Origin of the sequence: Sulfurospirillum sp. hDNRA2, from assembly GCF_024206095.2 — a bacterium.
Classification (GTDB): Bacteria; Campylobacterota; Campylobacteria; order Campylobacterales; family Sulfurospirillaceae; genus Sulfurospirillum.
In genome coordinates this window covers 2,000,229-2,020,170 of record NZ_CP159800.1, presented here as the reverse complement: position 1 = coordinate 2,020,170, position 19,942 = coordinate 2,000,229, and the positions used below count along the sequence as shown (strand labels likewise).

Annotated in this window: 14 protein-coding genes; 13 read left to right on the top strand and 1 reads right to left on the bottom strand. The window is 45.6% G+C overall.

The genetic code is table 11. The annotated features are described in order from the left end of the window. Positions 1–4 precede the first annotated feature (4 nt). The 6 genes from NL930_RS09885 (at position 5) to argH (ending at position 10,175) form a co-directional block, all read left to right on the top strand. Positions 5–538, top strand: coding sequence for a TRAP transporter small permease subunit (locus tag NL930_RS09885; RefSeq protein WP_254376576.1), 534 nt, complete (start codon positions 5–7; stop codon positions 536–538). Further along, positions 535–1,887: a TRAP transporter large permease subunit gene (locus NL930_RS09880; RefSeq protein WP_254376575.1), complete on the top strand. Its 1,353-nt coding sequence runs from the start codon at positions 535–537 to the stop codon at positions 1,885–1,887. Before NL930_RS09885 ends, NL930_RS09880 begins: the two co-directional genes overlap by 4 nt. 140 nt (positions 1,888–2,027) lie before the next feature. Then, positions 2,028–4,868 carry an FAD-binding and (Fe-S)-binding domain-containing protein gene (locus NL930_RS09875; RefSeq protein ID WP_254376574.1) on the top strand — a complete coding sequence of 947 codons (2,841 nt, stop codon included), beginning with the start codon at positions 2,028–2,030 and terminating at the stop codon, positions 4,866–4,868. A 396-nt stretch (positions 4,869–5,264) separates the two neighbouring features. Next, positions 5,265–7,064 (top strand): biotin/lipoyl-containing protein, encoded by a 1,800-nt coding sequence (locus tag NL930_RS09870; RefSeq protein WP_254376573.1) that lies wholly within the window; start codon positions 5,265–5,267, stop codon positions 7,062–7,064. 60 nt (positions 7,065–7,124) lie between these two features. After that, positions 7,125–8,702 (top strand): phosphoenolpyruvate carboxykinase (ATP), encoded by a 1,578-nt coding sequence (pckA, locus tag NL930_RS09865; RefSeq protein ID WP_256497241.1) that lies wholly within the window; start codon positions 7,125–7,127, stop codon positions 8,700–8,702. An 84-nt stretch (positions 8,703–8,786) separates the two neighbouring features. Then, positions 8,787–10,175, top strand: coding sequence for an argininosuccinate lyase (gene argH, locus NL930_RS09860; protein ID WP_039672509.1), 1,389 nt, complete (start codon positions 8,787–8,789; stop codon positions 10,173–10,175). A gap of 46 nt (positions 10,176–10,221) precedes the next feature. Here the strand turns inward: argH and NL930_RS09855 are convergent, their stop codons facing one another. Beyond that, the gene (locus NL930_RS09855; RefSeq protein WP_039672363.1) at positions 10,222–10,578 is read right to left on the bottom strand and encodes a histidine triad nucleotide-binding protein; all 357 of its coding nucleotides are present in this window, start codon (positions 10,576–10,578) and stop codon (positions 10,222–10,224) included. Positions 10,579–10,679: 101 nt separating this feature from the next. Here NL930_RS09855 and pheS point away from each other — a divergent pair, with 101 nt between their 5' ends. The 7 genes from pheS to serA all read left to right on the top strand — a co-directional run bounded on the left by pheS (position 10,680) and on the right by serA (position 19,926). Then, on the top strand, positions 10,680–11,663 hold the full coding sequence (gene pheS / locus NL930_RS09850; protein WP_144441035.1) for a phenylalanine--tRNA ligase subunit alpha: 984 nt from the start codon (positions 10,680–10,682) through the stop codon (positions 11,661–11,663). After that, positions 11,660–13,999, top strand: coding sequence for a phenylalanine--tRNA ligase subunit beta (gene pheT / locus NL930_RS09845; protein WP_254376572.1), 2,340 nt, complete (start codon positions 11,660–11,662; stop codon positions 13,997–13,999). The genes pheS and pheT overlap by 4 nt, the downstream gene beginning before the upstream one ends. After that, entirely contained in the window at positions 13,996–15,285 is a 1,290-nt protein-coding gene (aroA, locus tag NL930_RS09840) for a 3-phosphoshikimate 1-carboxyvinyltransferase (RefSeq protein ID WP_254376571.1), read from the top strand. The genes pheT and aroA overlap by 4 nt, the downstream gene beginning before the upstream one ends. Next, on the top strand, positions 15,276–16,109 hold the full coding sequence (locus NL930_RS09835) for a 4-hydroxy-3-methylbut-2-enyl diphosphate reductase (protein ID WP_060826455.1): 834 nt from the start codon (positions 15,276–15,278) through the stop codon (positions 16,107–16,109). Before aroA ends, NL930_RS09835 begins: the two co-directional genes overlap by 10 nt. A 65-nt stretch (positions 16,110–16,174) precedes the next feature. Further along, entirely contained in the window at positions 16,175–17,851 is a 1,677-nt protein-coding gene (locus NL930_RS09830) for a 30S ribosomal protein S1 (protein WP_254376570.1), read from the top strand. 3 nt (positions 17,852–17,854) lie between these two features. After that, a complete protein-coding gene (locus tag NL930_RS09825; protein WP_254376569.1) occupies positions 17,855–18,343 on the top strand; it encodes a hypothetical protein in 489 nt (162 codons plus the stop codon). Beyond that, positions 18,340–19,926, top strand: a complete 1,587-nt coding sequence (gene serA, locus NL930_RS09820; RefSeq protein WP_254376568.1) for a phosphoglycerate dehydrogenase — start codon at positions 18,340–18,342, stop codon at positions 19,924–19,926. The genes NL930_RS09825 and serA overlap by 4 nt, the downstream gene beginning before the upstream one ends. The last annotated feature ends 16 nt before the right edge of the window (positions 19,927–19,942 follow it).

Genomic DNA, 19,942 nt, shown 5'->3' with positions numbered 1-19,942 from the left:
GGTGATGCTTTTAAAAATTGAGAAATGGTTTGATGCGTTGAGCCGCATGATCGGGTATGTGTGCGCTTTTTTAATGATCGTGATGATGCTCAATATTTTCTACGACGTGTGCATGCGCTATGCGTTTAAAAGCGGTTCGATCGCGCTACAGGAGTTGGAGTGGCATCTTTTTTCGGTCATTTTCCTGCTCGGTATGTCTTACGCGCTGATGGAAGACTCACATGTACGCGTCGACGTGCTCTATGCCAAATGGAGCGAACGTCGTCAAGCCGCGGTCAATATTATCGGTGCCGTTTTGTTTATAACGCCGATCGCTCTTTTAGTGATGTTTAGCTCGCTCGGTTTCGTGAGCGAAGCGTACGTTTCGCATGAAGTGAGCAGTGCTCCGGGAGGTTTAACGCAGCGGTGGATTTTAAAAGCGTTTATTCCGTTTTCTTTTGCCGTTTTATTGCTGATGGAAATCGGGTTTATCGTTAAAAATATCGCGGTTTATAAGGGACTTCGCCACGCAAATGCACAGCCGAAGGAGACGTTATGATCGGGATTATTATGTTTTTCGTCGGTATGTCGATGCTTCTTTTAGGCTTCCCCGTAGCGTTTACGTTCGGAGCGATTTCGGTCGTATTCGGTTTGATTGCTGGTATCGTCGAGTCGTTGGGAGACGGTGGAAGTCTCATGGAAGGGCTGCAAATCGGCGCGCATCTGTTCGCGTTTATGCCGCATCGTATTTGGTCGATTATGGAAAATGCGATTTTGATCTCCGTTCCGATGTTTATTTTAATGGGTATTATCCTGCAAAAATCGCGTTTAGCCGAACGTTTGTTGGAAGCTATGGGCTTTTTATTCGGCGAAGTTCGAGGCGGCGTAGCGATTAGTACCGTTTTGGTCGGTGCGCTTTTGGCCGCTTCGACCGGCGTCGTCGGAGCGAGCGTTGTGGCGATGGGCGTCATTTCGTTACCGGTCATGCTCAAATACAACTATTCAAAATCGTTGGCATGCGGCACGATTTGCGCTTCGGGAACGCTAGGGCAGATTATTCCGCCTTCGGTGGTATTGATTATTTTGGGAGACGTTTTTCAACAACCCGTCGGCGATCTTTTTGAAGGGGCGTTGGGACCTGGGTTGACGTTGGTAGGCGTTTACGTCGCGTATATCGCGGTGATCGCTTTTTTTAACCAAGACGCAGCTCCGGCGATTCCGCGACACGAGATTAAAGAGAGCAAACGTCGTCAAATTTTGAGTGCGTTTAAGGCGATTTTACCGCCCTTAATTTTAATCGTTTTGGTGTTAGGTTCCATTTTTGAAGGAATCGCGACACCCACCGAATCGTCGGCGGTAGGATGTATCGGTGCGATGGTTTTAGCATGGATGTACCGATCGTTTTCGTTTAAAATGGTTCAAGAAGCCTCTTTGGAAACGGTACGCGCTACGGCGATGGTTTTTGCCATTTTGATCGGAGCGACGGCTTTTTCGATGGTTTTTTCGTATACCGGAGGCGACGAGATCGTCGAAGCGGCGATGCGAAGTTTACCGGGCGACAAATGGGGCTTTATCGTGGTTTCGATGCTCGCGATTATGGCATTAGGCTTTTTTATCGATTTTGTCGAAATATCCTATATTATCGTTCCGATTTTAGCACCGATTGCCGCTGCTATCGGGCTTAATCCCGTTTGGTACGCCTTATTGATCGCTTTAAATTTACAGACGTCGTTTTTAACGCCGCCTTTTGGTTTCAGTCTTTTCTTTTTGCGCGGCGTAGCACCTTCGTGCGTGACGACGATGGATATCTACAAAGGCGTCGTACCGTTTATCGTATTGCAAATTTGCGTCATGATTCTTTTCACGCTTTGGCCTGAACTTTACGGCATCGACATCATGCTTAAATAAGGACTCTAAAGGTTACATGTCAATCACATGTAACCTTTTTTCCGCTTTCGTTTTTTTTACCGCTATTCTCTCAAAATGTCATACCGATTTTATACCGACGTGTTACACTCGATTAAAATTCTAACCATGAAGGATGGCCGATGACATTAAGCGGAAAGTATCACGATTTTTATCAAGAAATCGTCTCTTTTATCCCAAAGTCCCGTATCTTTACCGATCCTTTGCATACGATTGCTTACGGAACGGACGCGTCGTTTTATCGATTGATTCCGAAAATCGTCGTGTGGGTCGATAATGCCGATGAAGTCAGTCGGATTTTAAAACTCAGCGACACGTTTTCGCTTCCGGTCGTTTTTCGAGCCGCAGGAACGAGCCTTTCGGGGCAGGCGATTACCGATTCAATCTTGTTGGTAACCTCTCGCGATTGGAAAAAGATAAGCGTCAATCATGACGTCAGTTTGATTACGCTTCAACCTTCCGTCGTGGGTGCGGATGCGAATGCCTATTTACTGCCTCACGGCAAAAAAATAGGACCCGATCCGGCGAGTATCACTTCGGCGATGATCGGCGGAATCGCCGCCAATAATGCCAGCGGTATGTGTTGCGGTACGACCGATAACTCTTATAAAACGCTTCAATCGATGAAAATTATTTTCCACGACGGAAGCGAACTCGATACCGCCGACGCGGCAAGTCAAAACGCTTTTCGTCAAACGCACGGCGAGATGATCGCACGTATCGAGGCTCTGGCAAAGCGCGTACGTGAAAATCAAGCTCTTCACGACAAAATAGAGCGTAAATTTAAAATCAAAAACACATGCGGTTACGGCCTCAACGCTTTAATCGACTTTGAAGACCCGATCGACATTTTGGCACACTTGATGATCGGAAGCGAGGGAACGCTCGGTTTTATTAAAGAAATTACCTATAAAACGGTTCCCGAATACAAAGATAAAGCCAGCGCATTGATGATTTTTAAAAACGTCAAAGACGCTTGCGATGCAATTACGATACTGCGAACCCAATGCCGTACGCGTACGGCAAACGCACAAGTCGATGCCGCGGAAATCATGGATAGAGCCGCCCTTCGAAGCGTGGAAGACAAAGAGGGGATGCCTTCTTTTTTAAAGACGCTCAGCCCCACCGCAACGGCGGTTTTGGTCGAGACGCGCGCTCCGGACGATACCGTTTTAAATGAAAACATTGCCGCAATTCTTGAAAAATTGGCGTCGATTACGCCCGAAATGCCGCTTCATTTTACCAAAGACGTCGCGGAATATACCAAATACTGGAAGATTCGCAAAGGACTTTTTACCGCGGTAGGCGCGGCGCGCGAAAGCGGAACGACCTGTATCATCGAAGACGTGGCATATCCGATCACTTCGTTGGCGGACGGTACGTTGGAGTTGCAAGCACTTTTCGAGAAATACGGTTACACGGAAGCGATTATCTTCGGTCACGCCCTAGACGGTAACTTGCACTTTGTTTTCAATCAAGCCTTTGACGATCCAAAAGAGATCACGCGTTACGAGTCGTTTATGCAAGAAGTCGCCGAGCAAGTCGCGACCAAATACCAAGGTAGTTTAAAAGCCGAACACGGAACGGGACGCAATATGGCTCCGTTTGTCGAGCTGGAATGGGGCGAAGACGCGTATGTTTTGATGAAAGAGATTAAAACGATTTTCGATCCGAAAGGCTTGATCAATCCGGGCGTTATTATCAACGCCGATCCGAAAGCGCATCTTAAAAATTTTAAAGCGATGCCGATTACCGATCCTTTGATCGATAAATGCATCGAGTGCGGTTTTTGCGAGCCGGTTTGCCCGTCGAATTTCTTGACGTTGACGCCAAGGCAGCGCATCGTTGCCAATCGACGTATGCAGACGTTGGCACTTAACCATGAGACCGAAGCGTTGGAAGCGTTTCAAAAACAGTACCAATACGACGGTATCGAAACCTGTGCCACCTGTTCGCTTTGTTCGCTCTCCTGTCCCGTAGGCATCGATACGGGAGCCTTGACTAAGAAGCTTCGCGCGCATCAAATCGGTACGCTCGGGCACGGCGTCGCCGGTTTTATCGCCGATCATTACTCGGGCGTATTACAAACGGGACGTATCGCTTTGAGCGTCGTCAAAGGCGTGAACGCGATTATCCCCGATAGCGTGATGCGCGGCATGAGCCAAGGGTTACGTACGCTAAGCGGCAATACGCTTCCGCTTTGGAGTGCTAGCTTACCTTCGGGTGCTTCTTTTAAACCGAGCGTAAAACGAAGCGGCGCTAAAGATAAAGTGGTGTACTTCTCTTCGTGCATCAACCGTACGATGGCAAATCCGAAAGAAAAAAGCGGCGAGCGATCGCTGGATGCGGTCATCATCGGTATTCTTGAAAAAGCGGGTTACGAAGTGCTCTTCCCCGAAGCTATCGACGGATTATGTTGCGGTATGCCTTTTTCGAGTAAAGGCTATAAAAGCGAAGGCAAACAAAAATCAAGCGAGTTGGAAGCGGCTTTGACGCAAGCGAGTTTGAACGGAACGTATCCGATTTTATGCGATATGAGTTCGTGTACGAAAACGATGATGGAATATTTTACGACCGGACTTAAAGTGTACGATCCGATCGAATTTATCCACGATTTTCTGTTAAGCCGCCTTACGATTCGCCAAATTGACGATCCTATCGTCATTCACACGATTTGTAGCACACGTAAAATGGGATTGGCGGAGAAGTTTGAAAAGATTGCGCGCTTGTGCAGTAAAAAAGTAACGATTCCGAGCGAAGTGACATGTTGCGGTTTTGCGGGCGATCGCGGATTTACCTATCCCGAACTGAACCGCTCGGCATTACGCCATTTAAAAGCCGCGATTCCGAGCGATACCACGCTTGCTTTTTCGACCGGCAAACCTTGCGAAATCGGTCTAAGCGAACACAGCGGCTTGGATTATCGATCGGTCTTTTACCTGATTGAGCGTTGTATCGCCTAATTGGGTGCAACACGTTTTTGCTATGGAAACGTCTCTTGAAAAAAGCGACGTTTCCCCTTCTTTTCCCCCTTTTTTCTTCTTCGCTTCTGAGTTTGATTTAATAAAAGAAATGATAAAATACAAAAATTTGCGCTATATTTTTTAGTTAAAATTAAACAAAAAGGTCGAGGTTACGAGGTAAAGTCTGATGCTAAGGAGCATCATGATTTTCACAGTTTTGGTGTTTGTACATTCGTCAGTGAATAGGCATGCCAAACGTATGAAGAGGGTTTTTCCTCGAAAAGAGTCCGGCAGAAATCTTAGCCAAGGATGATCACAAAACGATAACGTATCGTTGATTGCGGCGGTGCCGCTTCGTTTTAGACACAAGAAACACACTAAAAAAGGGTAAGGTCAATGGCTAAAAAGTACATCGATGTGATGGATACGACGTTTAGAGATGGTTTTCAATCGGTTTTCGGCGGGCGCGTACTGATGGAAGATTTTTTTCCGGCAGTTGCGGCGGCGCGTGAAGCAGGTATCAGCCATTTTGAGTTTGGCGGAGGAGCACGTTTTCAAAGCCTCTATTTTTATTTGAACGAAGATGCCTTCCAAATGATGGATAAATTCCGTGAAATCGTAGGCCCCGATGCCAATCTTCAAACCTTGGCACGCGGCGTCAATACCGTTATGCTTGATACCGGTAGCAGCGAACTTTTGGATTTACATGCGAAAATGTTTAAAAAACACGGGACGACGACGATTCGTAACTTTGACGCGCTTAACGACGTCGAAAACCTTAAATACAGCGGCGAACGTATCGTTCATCACGGTTTAAAACACGAAATCGTCGTCACGATGATGGACTTGCCTCCCGGATGCGTCGGTGCACACGACGTAGCATTTTACGAGAAAACCCTACGCGAAATTTTAGAATCGGGAATCCCCTACCATAGTATTTGTTTTAAAGACGCGAGCGGTACTTCAAGCCCGCAAAAAGTGTACGAAACGATCAAAATGGCGCGCAAACTCGTTCCCGAGGGAATGCATTTAAGGCTTCATACCCACGAAACCGCAGGCGTAAGCGTTGCGTGTTATTTGGCCGCCTTGGAAGCGGGTGTCGACGGTATCGACCTTGCGGCATCTCCGGTGAGCGGCGGTACGAGCCAACCCGATATTTTAACGATGTTGCATGCACTGAAAGGTAAAGAGTACGATCTTGGCGGCTTGGAACTCGAAAAAATCTTGAAATACGAAGAGGTCTTACAAGCGTGCCTTAAAGACTATTTTATGCCTCCCGAAGCGACGCAAGTCTCTCCGCTGATTCCGTTTTCTCCGATGCCGGGCGGTGCTTTGACTGCGAATACGCAGATGCTTCGCGACAACAACATTCTCCATAAATTTCCCGAAGTGATTAAAGCGATGCGCGAAGTGGTTGAAAAAGGCGGTTACGGTACGAGTGTTACGCCGGTTTCTCAATTTTATTTTCAACAAGCTTTCAACAACGTGATGTTTGGACCGTGGAAAAAGATTGCTGACGGTTACGGCAAAATGGTTTTAGGTTACTTCGGAAAAACGCCTGCGACTCCCGATCAAGAAGTCGTTTCTTTGGCAAGCGAACAGCTCAAATTGGCTCCGACGACACGCAAAGCATTGGAAATCGCCGATTGCGACGAGACAAAATCCTTAGCGCACGTTAGAGAAATATTGACGAAAGAAAATCTTGAAATTACTGATGAAAACGTGTTAATCGCGGCGGCATGTAAAGAAAAAGGCATCGCGTATCTTAAAGGCGAAGCCAAAGTCAACGTCCGCAAAGTATCTCCGAAAAAAGAAGAGGTTGTTCCTGCGGCTACGAATGAATTTACCGTAACCGTCAACGGGCAAAAATACCAAGTCAAATCCGATCTTAGCAGCGGTACGCTTTTGGTAAACGGCGAAATTTACGATATCGACATTCAAGAAGGCGGTGAGGGGTCGGCAACATGTAACGATGCAGGGGTAAACGGTGCTGCTATAAAAGCGGGACTGCCCGGTTCGATCTTTAAAGTATTGGTTAAAGAGGGCGACACGGTTGCAAAAGGGCAAGCCGTTATCGTCATCGAAGCGATGAAAATGGAAATTGAGGTTACATCGCCGCAAGAGGGCGTTGTCAGTGCGGTCAAGGTAAAACAAGGCGATACGGTGGTCAACGGTCAACTGCTGGTCGTACTTTAAAACGGTACGGTTCGAACGTATTCATTTAGTTTAATTCAATTGTTTGAGGATAAAGAGACGATGTCAAAGATTAACGAAGTTGAGAAGTTAGGGTTAAATAATATCGGTAAGATTTATTATAACCTCGGGTATGAAGAGCTCTTAGCGCATGAAAAGCGAAACCACGAAGGACGCTTAACATGTAACGGGACGTTTAGCGTCGATACGGGCATTTTTACGGGACGTAGCCCTAAAGATCAATACTTTGTCGACCAAGAGCCTTCCAACCGGTATATCTCTTGGGGCAAAATGAACCATAAAGTGAGCGAAGCGATTTTTAACGAACTCTTCGACAAAGTAAAACAACAACTTTCCGGTAAAGACATCTATATTCAAGACGCGTATTGCGGCGGTAGCTTGGCGAGTCGTAAAAGCATTCGCGTGGTCACCGAGATCGCATGGCAGGCACATTTTGTTAAAAATATGTTTATTCGCCCGAGCGAAGAAGAGCTCTCAACGTTTAAACCCGATTTTACGCTTTACAACGCATGTAAAGTCGTCAACGAGGATTATAAAAAACACGGACTCCATTCGGACGTATTCGTTGTTTTCAACGTTGAAAAAAACATCGCGATTATCGGCGGAACGTGGTACGGCGGCGAGATTAAAAAAGGTATTTTTTCGATGATGAATTACTGGTTGCCGCTTGAGGGAAAACTCTCTATGCACTGCTCGGCAAACGTCGGCGAAAAAGGCGATACGGCACTTTTCTTCGGACTTTCGGGTACGGGTAAGACCACGCTTTCGACCGATCCGAAACGCAAACTTATCGGCGACGACGAACACGGCTGGGACGATGAGGGTGTTTTCAATTTCGAAGGCGGATGCTATGCCAAATGCATCAATCTCGATCCGAACAGCGAGCCTGAAATTTACGGCGCGATCAAGCAAGACGCTCTTTTGGAAAACGTCGTGATCAACGATGCGGGCGTCGTCGATTACGCCGACGCCTCCAAAACCGAAAATACGCGTGTTTCCTATCCCATCTATCATATCGAAAACCATGAAGCCTCTTTAAAAGCGGGTCATCCTAAAAAAATTATTTTCTTAAGTGCCGATGCCTTCGGCGTTTTACCTCCGGTATCAAAACTTACCAAAGAACAAGCGATGTACTATTTTCTGAGCGGATATACGGCAAAAGTCGCCGGAACCGAACGCGGTATAACCGAGCCGGTAGCAACGTTTAGCGCATGTTTCGGCGAGGCGTTTTTACCGCTACATCCGACGGTTTATGCGAAACTTTTAGGTGAAAAAATCGCAAAATACAACGTCGACGTTTACTTGGTCAATACCGGTTGGAGCGGCGGAAGCTACGGCGTAGGTAAGCGTATGAGCATCAAAGCGACGCGCGCATGCATCAACGCGATCTTAGACGGTAGCATCAACGAGTGCGAATTTGAAACGATTCCCGTCTTTAACGTTCAAGTGCCAAAAGTGCTTGAAGGCGTTCCGACCGAAGTTTTAAATCCTCGCAGCACGTGGGAAAATAAAAGCTTGTACGACGCTACGCGCGATGAATTGGCACAAATGTTCATCGAAAATTTTAAAAAATATATTACCGCCGATTCCGATTTTTCAAGTGCGGGTCCAAAACTCTAACAGACCTTCGTCACGTCGCATCACACAACTACATGTCAAGGAGCTTTCACAAGCTCCTTGCGTTTTTTTCAAGGAGACGTTTTTATGTCAAAACTCTGGTCGGGCAGATTTGCCCAAAGCGGTACGCAACTTTTAGATGAATTTAACGCTTCGTTACCGTTCGATAAAAAATTGTACGAAGAAGATATTCGAGGTTCGATCGCGCATGCGACGATGTTAGCCAAACAGGGTATTTTAAGCGGGGAAGAAGCCGATCAAATCGCAAAGGGTTTAATGCAAATTAAACAAGAAATCGACGAGGGTAAATTCGAATTTAACATCGCGCACGAAGACATTCACATGTCAGTCGAAACGCGCCTTATCGATCTGATCGGCGAAGCTGGAAAGCGGTTGCATACCGCACGTAGCCGAAACGACCAAGTGGCGGTCGATTTTCGTCAATACGTTCAAAAACAAACACTGATGATCGTTCACGTTTTAGAGAGCGTGATCGACGTGCTGATGCAAATCGCTAAAGAACATACGACGACGTTGCTTCCGGGCATGACGCACTTGCAACACGCACAGCCGATTAATCTTGCGTTTCATTTACTTGCTTATGTATCGATGTTCAAACGCGATATCGAACGTTTGGAAAGCTCGTATACGCGCAACAACGTCTTACCGCTCGGTTGTGCCGCACTTGCGGGAACACCGCACCCCATCGATCGCGAATACGTCGCCAAACTTTTGGGGTTCGACAGCGTCAGCGTGAATTGCCTCGATACGGTCAGCGACCGCGATTTTGCGTTGGAAATTTTATTTAACGTTGCGACGCTGATGATGCACGTTTCGCGTTTTGCCGAAGAGCTCATTTTGTGGTCGAGTTACGAGTTTAAATTTATCACGTTAAGCGATGCCTATTCTACGGGCAGTTCGATTATGCCGCAAAAGAAAAATCCCGACGTTCCGGAACTCTTACGCGGTAAAACGGGTCGCGTCAACGGTAATTTGATTGCGCTTTTAACGGTACTTAAAGGTTTACCTTTAGCCTACAACAAAGACATGCAAGAGGATAAAGAAGGCGTTTTCGATAGCGTGGAGACGGCATTGATTTCGCTCAATATCTTAAGAGAAGCCCTGCGTACGATGACGATTAATACGGATCGTATGCGAAAAGCGTGTGAGGTCGGGCATTTGAGCGCGACCGATTTGGCGGACTACTTGGTACAAAAATGCAATATTCCGTTCCGCGAAGCGCATTTTATCACGGGACGCGCGGTGGCACATGCCGAGAGTTTGGGCAAAGACTTAAGCGTTTTGAGCGTACGCGAGCTTCAAAGCGTGGATGCGCGCATCGGCGAGGACGTTTGTGCGTATCTTTCGCTCGAACATTCGATGAATGCGCGAACGTCTCAAGGCGGTACTTCCGTTGCGTCGACGCAACGCCAAATTGAAATTTTTGAAGCGTGGATCAATGCGCGCAAAGCTTAAAAGAGGGGAAACTCTCCTCTTTTAAGCAGTATGGTTTGAAGGGTTTTTAAAGCGATTTGTGAGGTTCGCTATCGCTTAAGTGGTTCCACGGCAATTTTGCGCCGCCTAAAAGGTGGAAATGCAGATGAAAAATTTCCTGTCCTCCGTCTTGTCCGTTGTTGGTGATCAAACGGTATCCTCTTTCGTCTAGCCCTAAAAGTTTGGCGACGCTTTGAATAAATTTCGTCATTTCGCCCATGATTTCGGGGTCGACTTCTTGAAAACACGTATACTCTTTTTTCGGAATAATCAAAATATGAATCGGTGCTTTGGGATTGATGTCGTGAAACGCGAGGAAGTCGTTGTTTTCCAAGACTTTATTGCAAGGGATTTCTCCGCTAACGATTTTGCTGAAGATACTCATCGTGTTTGCTCCTTTTTTAGGGGATTTTAACCTTTTATAATTAAAGTTTCACTAAAATAAGTTTTCTTATAGACTTTGATGAAAGGTGTCCTTTGAAAGAGATGGAAAATGCGATTGATTCTTGTGGGTCGCTGAACGAACTGGAAAAAGTAAGAGTGTCGCTTTTTGGTAAAAAAGGGTATTTTGCCGCGCAATTTGAAGAGCTGAAAACACTTGAGGGCGATGCCAAAAAAGAGTTTGCCCAAACATTAAACCGTAATAAAGAGCATTTTTTAGAGTGTTTGAGCCGTAAAAAAACAGAGCTTGAAGCCTTAATGATCGAATCCGAGATGAAAAAAAGCAGCGTTGACGTAACGCTCTTCAATCAAGAGAGCCTTGCAGGTGCTTTGCATCCGGTAATGGATACTATGGATAAAATTATCGAATATTTTGTAAGTATGAACTTTTCCATTGAAGAAGGTCCGCTGGTCGAAGACGATTTTCACAATTTTGAAGCCCTTAATTTACCCAAATACCATCCCGCACGCGATATGCAAGACACGTTTTATTTTAAAGATTCGATGTTGCTTCGAACGCATACCTCGCCGGTTCAGATTCGTACGATGCTTTCTCAGCAACCGCCAATTCGCATGATTTGCCCGGGCGGCGTTTTCCGTAGAGATTTTGACATCACGCATACGCCGATGTTTCATCAAGTCGAAGGGCTCGTCGTCGATAAGGCGGGCAAAGTTTCGTTTGCCAATTTGAAATTCATTTTGGAAGACTTTTTAAAGCATATGTTCGGCGACGTGAAAGTACGTTTCCGTCCAAGTTTCTTCCCGTTCACGGAACCCAGTGCCGAAGTCGACATTAGCTGTACGTTCTGCCACGGCAAAGGATGCCGCGTTTGTTCGCATACCGGTTGGCTTGAAGTTTTGGGATGCGGCGTCGTCGATTCGAATGTTTTTAAAGCCGTAGGATACAAAGACGTCAGCGGTTATGCTTTCGGGTTGGGCGTTGAACGTTTTGCGATGCTTTTACATGACATTCCCGATCTTCGGTCATTGTTTGAGGGCGATTTGAGATTATTGGAGCAATTTAAATGATAGTTACACGAGAAGGATTAAACGAGTGGATCGACCTACACAACGTCGATGCCGATAAAATTTCACTCGCTTTGAACGCCATCGGTTTGGAAGTCGAAGGAATTCACAAAATACGCATTCCGGAAAAAGTGGTCGTCGGAAAAGTTGTGTCACGCGAAAAGCATCCCAATGCCGATAAGCTGAACGTTTGCCAAGTCGACGTCGGCGAGAGCGTCCAACAAATCGTTTGCGGCGCAAAAAACGTCGAAGCGGGACAGTTTGTTGCGGTATCGTTGATCGGTGCGGAGTTGCCAAACGGTATTAAAATCAAAAAAGCCAAACTTCGAGACGTCGAATCGTGCGGAATGATCTGTTCGTCTACGGAATTAGGACTTCCTAAAATCAACGACGGGATTATGGTACTTGATGCCAGTATCGGCGAGCTTCATCTCGGTAAAGAACTGCGCGAATATGCGTTGCTGAACGACGATATTATCGAAATCGGTCTGACGCCTAATCGCGGAGATTGCCAAAGCGTTTACGGCGTTGCGCGCGATTTAAGCGTCTATTTTGACCTTGAAGTGGCAAAAATGCCGCACAAAGAAGACGAAGAGAACCAACCGGGCGTCGGACGCGTTCTTCAAATCCACGCGACCGAAGCGTTGAACGGTTCTTACATGTACAAAGTGTTCGACAATCAAGAGATTCGCGTTCCGCTTCTGATCGAGCTTCGTTTAGGGTTTGCCCAAATTGAAGAGACCTGCGCTTTGATGAAATTTTTAGAGTACGCGACGTACGTTACGGGCGTGCTTTTGAGAGCCTACAATCCTCAGTGTTTCGCGACCCATGAGAACAAAGCCAAGATTACGATTGCAAAAGACGAGAACGGCTTGGACGCGATTTTCGGAAACAATGCCGAGCGCGTTGCCTTAACGGGCATTGCGCAAGCGGATAAGTGCAAAGCCAACGCCCTTGATGCGCGCATTATCGTCGAAGCTAATTACACGCATCCCGAAATCATCGCTTCGCTCAGCGCCAATAAAAAACTCGGTGCGGACAAACACCTCTACCGTTCTTCCAGAGGAAGCGAGCCGCAATTGCTGTTCGGTTTGGATTATTTTATGAAAATGATCTCCAAGCAGTCCAAAATTATGCCTTATGCGGATACGCAGCAGATCGTTCACGATTTTGAAGAGAAGATCATCAATATTAATCAAAACGATTTAACGTCGATGATCGGCGAAGAGATTGCCAAAAATATCGTTATCAAAATCCTCAAAAAATTGGGATTTGGAGTACATTTTGCATTTGAGCAAGAGGTTATTAACGTTAAAGTTCCTCAATTTCGACCGGACGTTTTAAACGTACAAGATATTTGCGAAGAGATCGTACGAATCGTGGGTATCGACAATATTACGGCGAAGCCGTACGTTACGGCGGAAAAATCGCGTATTAATCAGCCGTACCTTAATTTTAAAAAGCGTCAAGAAATTCGTTATCGCGCCGTAGCGGCGGGATTTTTCGAAACCTTGCATTTTGTCTTCGACGATAAAAGTAAACTTCAAAAATTAGGTTTGCCGGTTGTAGAAGAGGCTTTAGACGTCGCCAATCCGATTACCGGAGAATTAAATACCTTACGTTCGTCGCTTCTAGTGACGATGCTCGATGCTCTTTCCAACAACGTCAAAATCGGTAAAAAACGCGTTGCTCTTTTTGAAATCGGTAGCGTTTTCGATGCCAAGCGCAACGAGAGTAAAAAAATCGCATTCGTCTTCAGCGGAGAAAACGGGCTTCCCGATATTTCTAACCACGGAAAACCGAGTGAGATCGATTTTTTTGCGTTCGCCGCAAAAATACAGAACATTTTAGGACATTTTAGCCTCTTACCGCTTCCGTCACCCAACGGTTTGTGCAGTCCGTACGAAGCCGCAAACGTTGTGATCGACGGAGTTGTCGTCGGTTATATGGCGCGTGCGAACGTTCAAGTGGAAAAAGAGCTTGACTTAGCACGTACGTACGTGTGCGAGCTTGATTTCTCGGCATTGCCGTATACGCGAAAATGTGCCAAAGCCTATTCAAAGCTACCAAGTTCGACGCGCGATTTAAGCCTTTTGGTGGATCAATCGATGCCTTATCACGTCTTAGAAGCGTTTATTCGCTCCGTTGCGCCTCAGGCTTTAGTCAAATTCAGCGTGATTGATCGCTACGTTCACGAGAGTTTGGGCGATAAAGTCAGCTTAACGTTGAGCCTTTACTTCCAGTCGATGGAAAAGACGTTTGAAGAGAGTGAAATTGCCGGAATGATCGAAGATTTGCTTCGACGTTTGAACGAAGAATTCGGAATTACGATTCGATGAAAACCTTACATGTAAACCCTAAAAGCCTTTTTGAGTTTACAACCGAACAGATCGCCAGCGACAAGTCTATTTCGCATCGTTGCGCGATCTTTTCTTTATTAAGCGATCAAGCTTCCGTCGTGCGAAACTATTTGCGGGCGGAAGATACCCTGTGTACGCTTGCCATCGTGCAGGCTTTGGGTGCACATGTCGAAACGGCGGAAGACGGAACGTTGACGATTACGCCGCCCGCTCGTATCAATGAGCCTGCCCAAATTTTAGATTGCGGCAATTCCGGAACGGCGATTCGCCTTTTGATGGGCTATTTGGCGTCTCAAGAAGGTTTCTTCGTTCTTTACGGCGATCAATACTTGTGTTCACGCCCGATGCGTCGCGTAGCGGATCCGCTTCGTTCTATCGGCGCAAAAATCGACGGTCGAAGCCATGGAAATTACGCACCGCTGGGGATTCGCGGCGAAAAGCTGAAAGCCTTTCGTTACGAAAGTAAAATCGCTTCGGCTCAGGTGAAAAGCGCGTTAATTTTAGCGGCGCTTCAAAGTGAGGACGTGTGCATTTTTAGTGAGCCGGAACTTAGCCGCGACCACAGCGAACGTATGCTTCGCGGCATGGGTGCGCACATTGAAAGCGAAGGCTTACATGTCACGATTTACCCTCAAACAAAGCCCCTTAAACCGCTTAATTTACGGGTGCCTAGCGATCCTTCCAGCGGTTTCTTTTTTGCGGTTGCGGCGGCGATTAGCGAGGGATCGCGTGTTGTGTTACGCAACATGCTTCTCAATCCGACGCGCATCGAAGCTTACAAAATTTTAGAACGTATGGGCGCTAGCGTCGAATTTATCGAGAAAGAGAGCCTTTACGAAAGCGTGGGCGACATTATCGTGACCGGAAAAGCCTTGCACGGAGTAGAAGTGAGCGAAAATATCTCGTGGCTGATCGACGAGCTGCCCGCCCTTTCAATTGCTTTTGCCCATGCCAAAGGAAAAAGTACCGTCAAAAATGCGCAAGAGCTTCGCGTTAAAGAGAGCGATCGCATCGCAAGCGTCGTCAAAAATCTACGTTTATGCGGTATCGAAGTCGAAGAGTTTGAAGACGGTTACGAAGTGATCGGCGGTAAGATGCACAAAGCGACCATTAACAGTTTCGGCGATCATAGAATCGCCATGAGCTTTGCGATTGCGGGGACTAAAGTCGGTATGGAAATCGAAGATACCGAATGCATTAATACCTCTTTTCCAAACTTCGTCGAACTACTTTCCAACATAGGACATGTCAAAATATGCGAATAAAACTTGCCGCAAGTTACGGGTTTTGTTTCGGTGTCAAACGGGCGATTAAGATTGCGGAAAATACGCAAAATGCCTCAACGATCGGCCCTTTGATCCACAATAACGAAGAGATTAACCGTTTACGTGAAAATTTTAACGTAAAAACCCTGCACGATATTTCCGAAGCGCAAGGTATCGAACGCGCAATTATTCGAACGCACGGTATTCCCAAAAAAGATTTGGAAACGTTAAAACAAAGCAAGGTCGAAGTCATTAACGCGACATGCCCTTACGTGACCAAGCCGCAGGAAATTTGCGAAAAAATGAGTCAAGAAGGGTATGAAATCGTCATTTTCGGCGATGCGGATCACCCTGAAGTCAGAGGCGTAGAAAGTTATGCGATCAACGGGGCTTACGTAGTTCAAAGCGTCGCAGAATTGGAAAAAATCAAATTTAAAGGCTACAAAGTCGCCGTCGTTTCGCAAACGACGCGTAAAATCAGCGAATTTTTAGACATTACCGGATACCTCCAAATGCGTTATAAAGAGGTTCGCGTCTTCAATACGATTTGTAACGCAACCTTTGAAAATCAAGACGCCGCGCGAGAATTGGCAAAAGAAGCGGACGTCGTCATTGTGATCGGCGGAAAAAATTCCTCCAACACGAAACAACTTCATAGTATTTGTAAAGAGTATTGTGACGATAGTTTTCTCGTCGAAAGCGAAAAAGACCTCGATCCTTCATGGTTTAACCAAAAACAACTTTGCGGCGTCACCGCAGGTGCTTCGACACCGGATTGGATTATCGAAAAAATAGTTGGAAAAATCAGCGAAATTAAAGTATAATAGGCAACTTTTACATGTCGATATGTAACTATATGAGTCAAAAATCAACCAAAAAAGGGTAGCAAATGGTAAATGAGGCGAACAAATCCGTTCATACTAACGCCGTAGACGAGCATGAGGAGATGGATTTTGCGGCGATGTTGGAAGAGTCTTTTAAGGATTCTGAGAAAGACGCACTGATCAATGGTGTTGTGGTGGCGATTAAAGAAGACGTCATCTTAGTGGATGTGGGTAAGAAGTCCGAAGGTCGTCTTAACGCAGCCGAAGTAACCGATGAAAACGGTAACATAACATGCAAAGTAGGTGACGTAATCCCCGTCGTCGTTACGGGATTCAGAAACGAAAGACCGGTTGTTTCGCACAAAAAGGCCCTTCGTAAAGATAAGATCAAGTCGTTTATCGCAGATTTCAAAGAAGAAGACGATGTCGTCGTGGACGTTAAAATCACGGGAAAAAACAAAGGCGGATTTATCGCCGAAAATAAAGAAGGCATCGAGTTTTTCCTCCCTCGTTCTCAAGCGGCGGTCAAAGACCTCAATACGCTTGTTGGAAAAAGCCTTAAAGTCAAAGTCATCAAAATCGACAACGAAACCGAATCGATTATTATTTCACGTAAAAAATTCTTAGACGATGAACGTAAAAAACGTAAAGAGATCGTTCAAGAATTAATCGATCGCGACGAAGTCGTCGACGGAACGATTAAAAAAATCACGACTTACGGTATGTTCGTGGATGTCGGCGGAATCGACGGTTTGGTTCACTACAGCGAAATCAGCTATAAAGGTCCCGTCAATCCCGGAACGCTTTACAAAGAAGGCGAAGTTATTCCCGTTAAAGCGATCAAATACGATAAAGATAAACGTCATCTTTCCCTTTCCGTTAAAGCGGCAATGCCCGATCCTTGGGATGAGATCAAAGACGAGCTTGAAATCGGCGATTCGATCCAAGTCACGATCAGCAATATCGAACCTTACGGTGCATTCGTCGATCTTGGAAACGATATTGAAGGTTTCCTCCATATCTCCGAAATTTCATGGGATAAAAACATCAAACATCCCCGCGATTATATCGAAGAGGGACAAGTAGTCGACGTCGAAGTAATCGAGATCGATGCAAAAGAGAGACGTTTACGCGTTTCTTTGAAAAACGTCCTTCCGAAACCTTTTAACGAATTTATGAAAAAATTTAAAGTCGGCGATGTCGTTAAAGGCGAGATTACGACGATTACCAATTTCGGTGCATTCGTTAAAATCGGTGGAATCGAAGGTCTTTTACATAATGAAGACGCTTCTTGGGATCGTAACAACAAATGCAAAGAACTCCTAAACGTCGGCGACGTCGTAGAGGTTAAAATCGTTAAAATCGATGAAGAAAACGAAAAAGTTTCTTTAAGCAAAAAAGAGTTGGAAGATTCTCCGATCCAACGTTACGCTAAATCGCACGAAAACGGCGATATCGTTCACGGCAAAATCCGAGATATTAAAGATTTCGGTATTTTCGTCGAGCTTGAAGAAAACGTCGATGCGTTGATTCGTAAAGAAGATTTGGGACAAGTAAGCGAAGCGGACTTGAAAGTCGGCGACGAAATTGAAGCGGCAATTACCTTTATTGACGATAAGAAAAACCGTATTCGTCTCTCCGTTAGACGCCTTTCAAAACTCAAAGAGAGAGAAGCGTTGAAAGAGATCAATAAAGAAGAAAAAATGACGCTTGGAGATATCTTAAAAGATCAATTGAAATAAGCGATGCAAAAACGAGTACTCGGCGGTATCTTTTTACTTCTTTTTTTAGGGTTGGGAGCGTTCTTATATACGCTCGTCACTCCTAAAATCGACGTGAAAGAGGATACCGCTTCGTACGAATCCGTCAAAAAACCCGTAGTAACGCCCGAATCTACGGATCGCGTTTGGGTTAAAGAGTTGGCGCAAAAAGATGCTAGGGAGTTTGTTTATCCCGTAAACGAACTTTTTATGCAAATTGATCAATTCGGATTAAAAGACGCTAAAGGTAAAAAAGCAAAATCGTTTCGATTGGTCATCGATCGCGCGGATCGATACTCGCTTTTTTGTATTATTCAGACATTGAACTCTTTACACCTGCCTTATATGGTGATCAAAGAGGGCAAAATCCCTACTATTTATTTGGAAGACAAGAGCGAAAAACAGTTGGAAAACGTTGTTTACGCGCTTGAAAAATACGATATTAAATCAAAAATTGTTGAGGTTTGGTTATGAAAAAGAAAAAAATTATTGTATGCGATGCTATCCATCAAAAGGGTTTCGACATCCTCTACGCCGAAAAAGATATCGATGTCGTCGATGCCGTTGCGTTACCTAAAGATGAATTGTTGAAAATTTTAGGCGATTGCGACGTTGCTATTACGCGAAGTTCTACCGACGTCGACGAAAAATTTTTAAATGCCGCAACACAACTCAAAGCCGTCGTACGTGCGGGCGTAGGTGTGGATAACGTGGATCAAGAAGGGTGTAGTAGACGCGGTATTATCGCGATGAACGTTCCGACCGCCAATACCATTGCCGCCGTTGAATTGACGATGGCACATCTTTTAAGTTGTGCACGCAGTTTTACCAATGCCAATAATCACCTTAAAGTCGAGCGCGTATGGAATCGCGAAAAATGGTACGGCATAGAGTTATGCGAGAAAAAACTGGGTGTGATCGGTTTCGGTAACATCGGTAGCCGCGTAGCGATTCGCGCCAAAGCGTTTGGGATGAACATTGTTGCTTACGATCCGTACATTTCTTCTGCCAAAGTTACCGATTTGGGCATGACGTATACGACCAATTTCGACGATATTTTAGCATGTGATTTTATCACAATTCATACGCCGAAAAATAAAGAAACCGTGAATATGATTTCCTATGAGGAGATCGCGAAAATGAAAGACGGCGTACGTTTGGTCAATTGCGCGCGCGGCGGACTTTATAACGAACAAGCCCTTTACGATAATCTAAAAAGCGGTAAGATCGCTTTTGCCGGTATCGATGTTTTTTCAAAAGAACCGGCGACCAATCATGCGTTATTGGATTTGGAACACATCTGCGTTACGCCGCACTTGGGTGCCAATACGCTTGAATCCCAAGAAAAAATCGCGATCCAAGCGGCTGAAAATGCTATTAGCGCGGCACGCGGGATCAGTTATCCTAACGCTTTAAATCTTCCGATTAAAGCCGAAGATATTCCTTCCGCGTTAGAACCGTATTTAGAGCTGGTTCAAAAAATGGGATTTTTTGCGGCACAACTCAATCGTTCGGCGATTAAAACGATTCGTTTGGAAGTCGAGGGCGATATTGCGACGTACGGAAAGTCGCTTTTAACGTTCGGCGTCGTCGGAGCACTCAAAGAGACGAACGAAACAACGGTCAATTACGTCAATGCCGAATTCGTTGCAAAAGAAAAAGGTATCGAGAGCACCTTCGAAGCGGTCGGCAATACGAGCGGTTACAAAAATAGAGTCTCATTGATTTTAACGACCGAAAAAGATTCGATTCGTATCGACGGAACTGTTTTCGGAGACGATGAACAACGCATTACCGGTATTAACGGCTTTAAATTTGATTTTAAACCGAAAGGGAAAATGATTATATTTAAAAATCACGACGTACCGGGTGTTATTGCCGAAATTGCAGCTATTTTGGCGCAAGAAAAAATCAATATCGCTGACTTTAGACTCGGACGCGGTGCCAATCAGTTTGCAATGGCGGCGATCTTGGTCGATACCGATATCGATAAAAAAATTATTGCCGAGCTGAACAATCTGTCGACATGCGTGTGGGTTGAATACGCGGTTTTATAACGCGAAGGGGATAGAA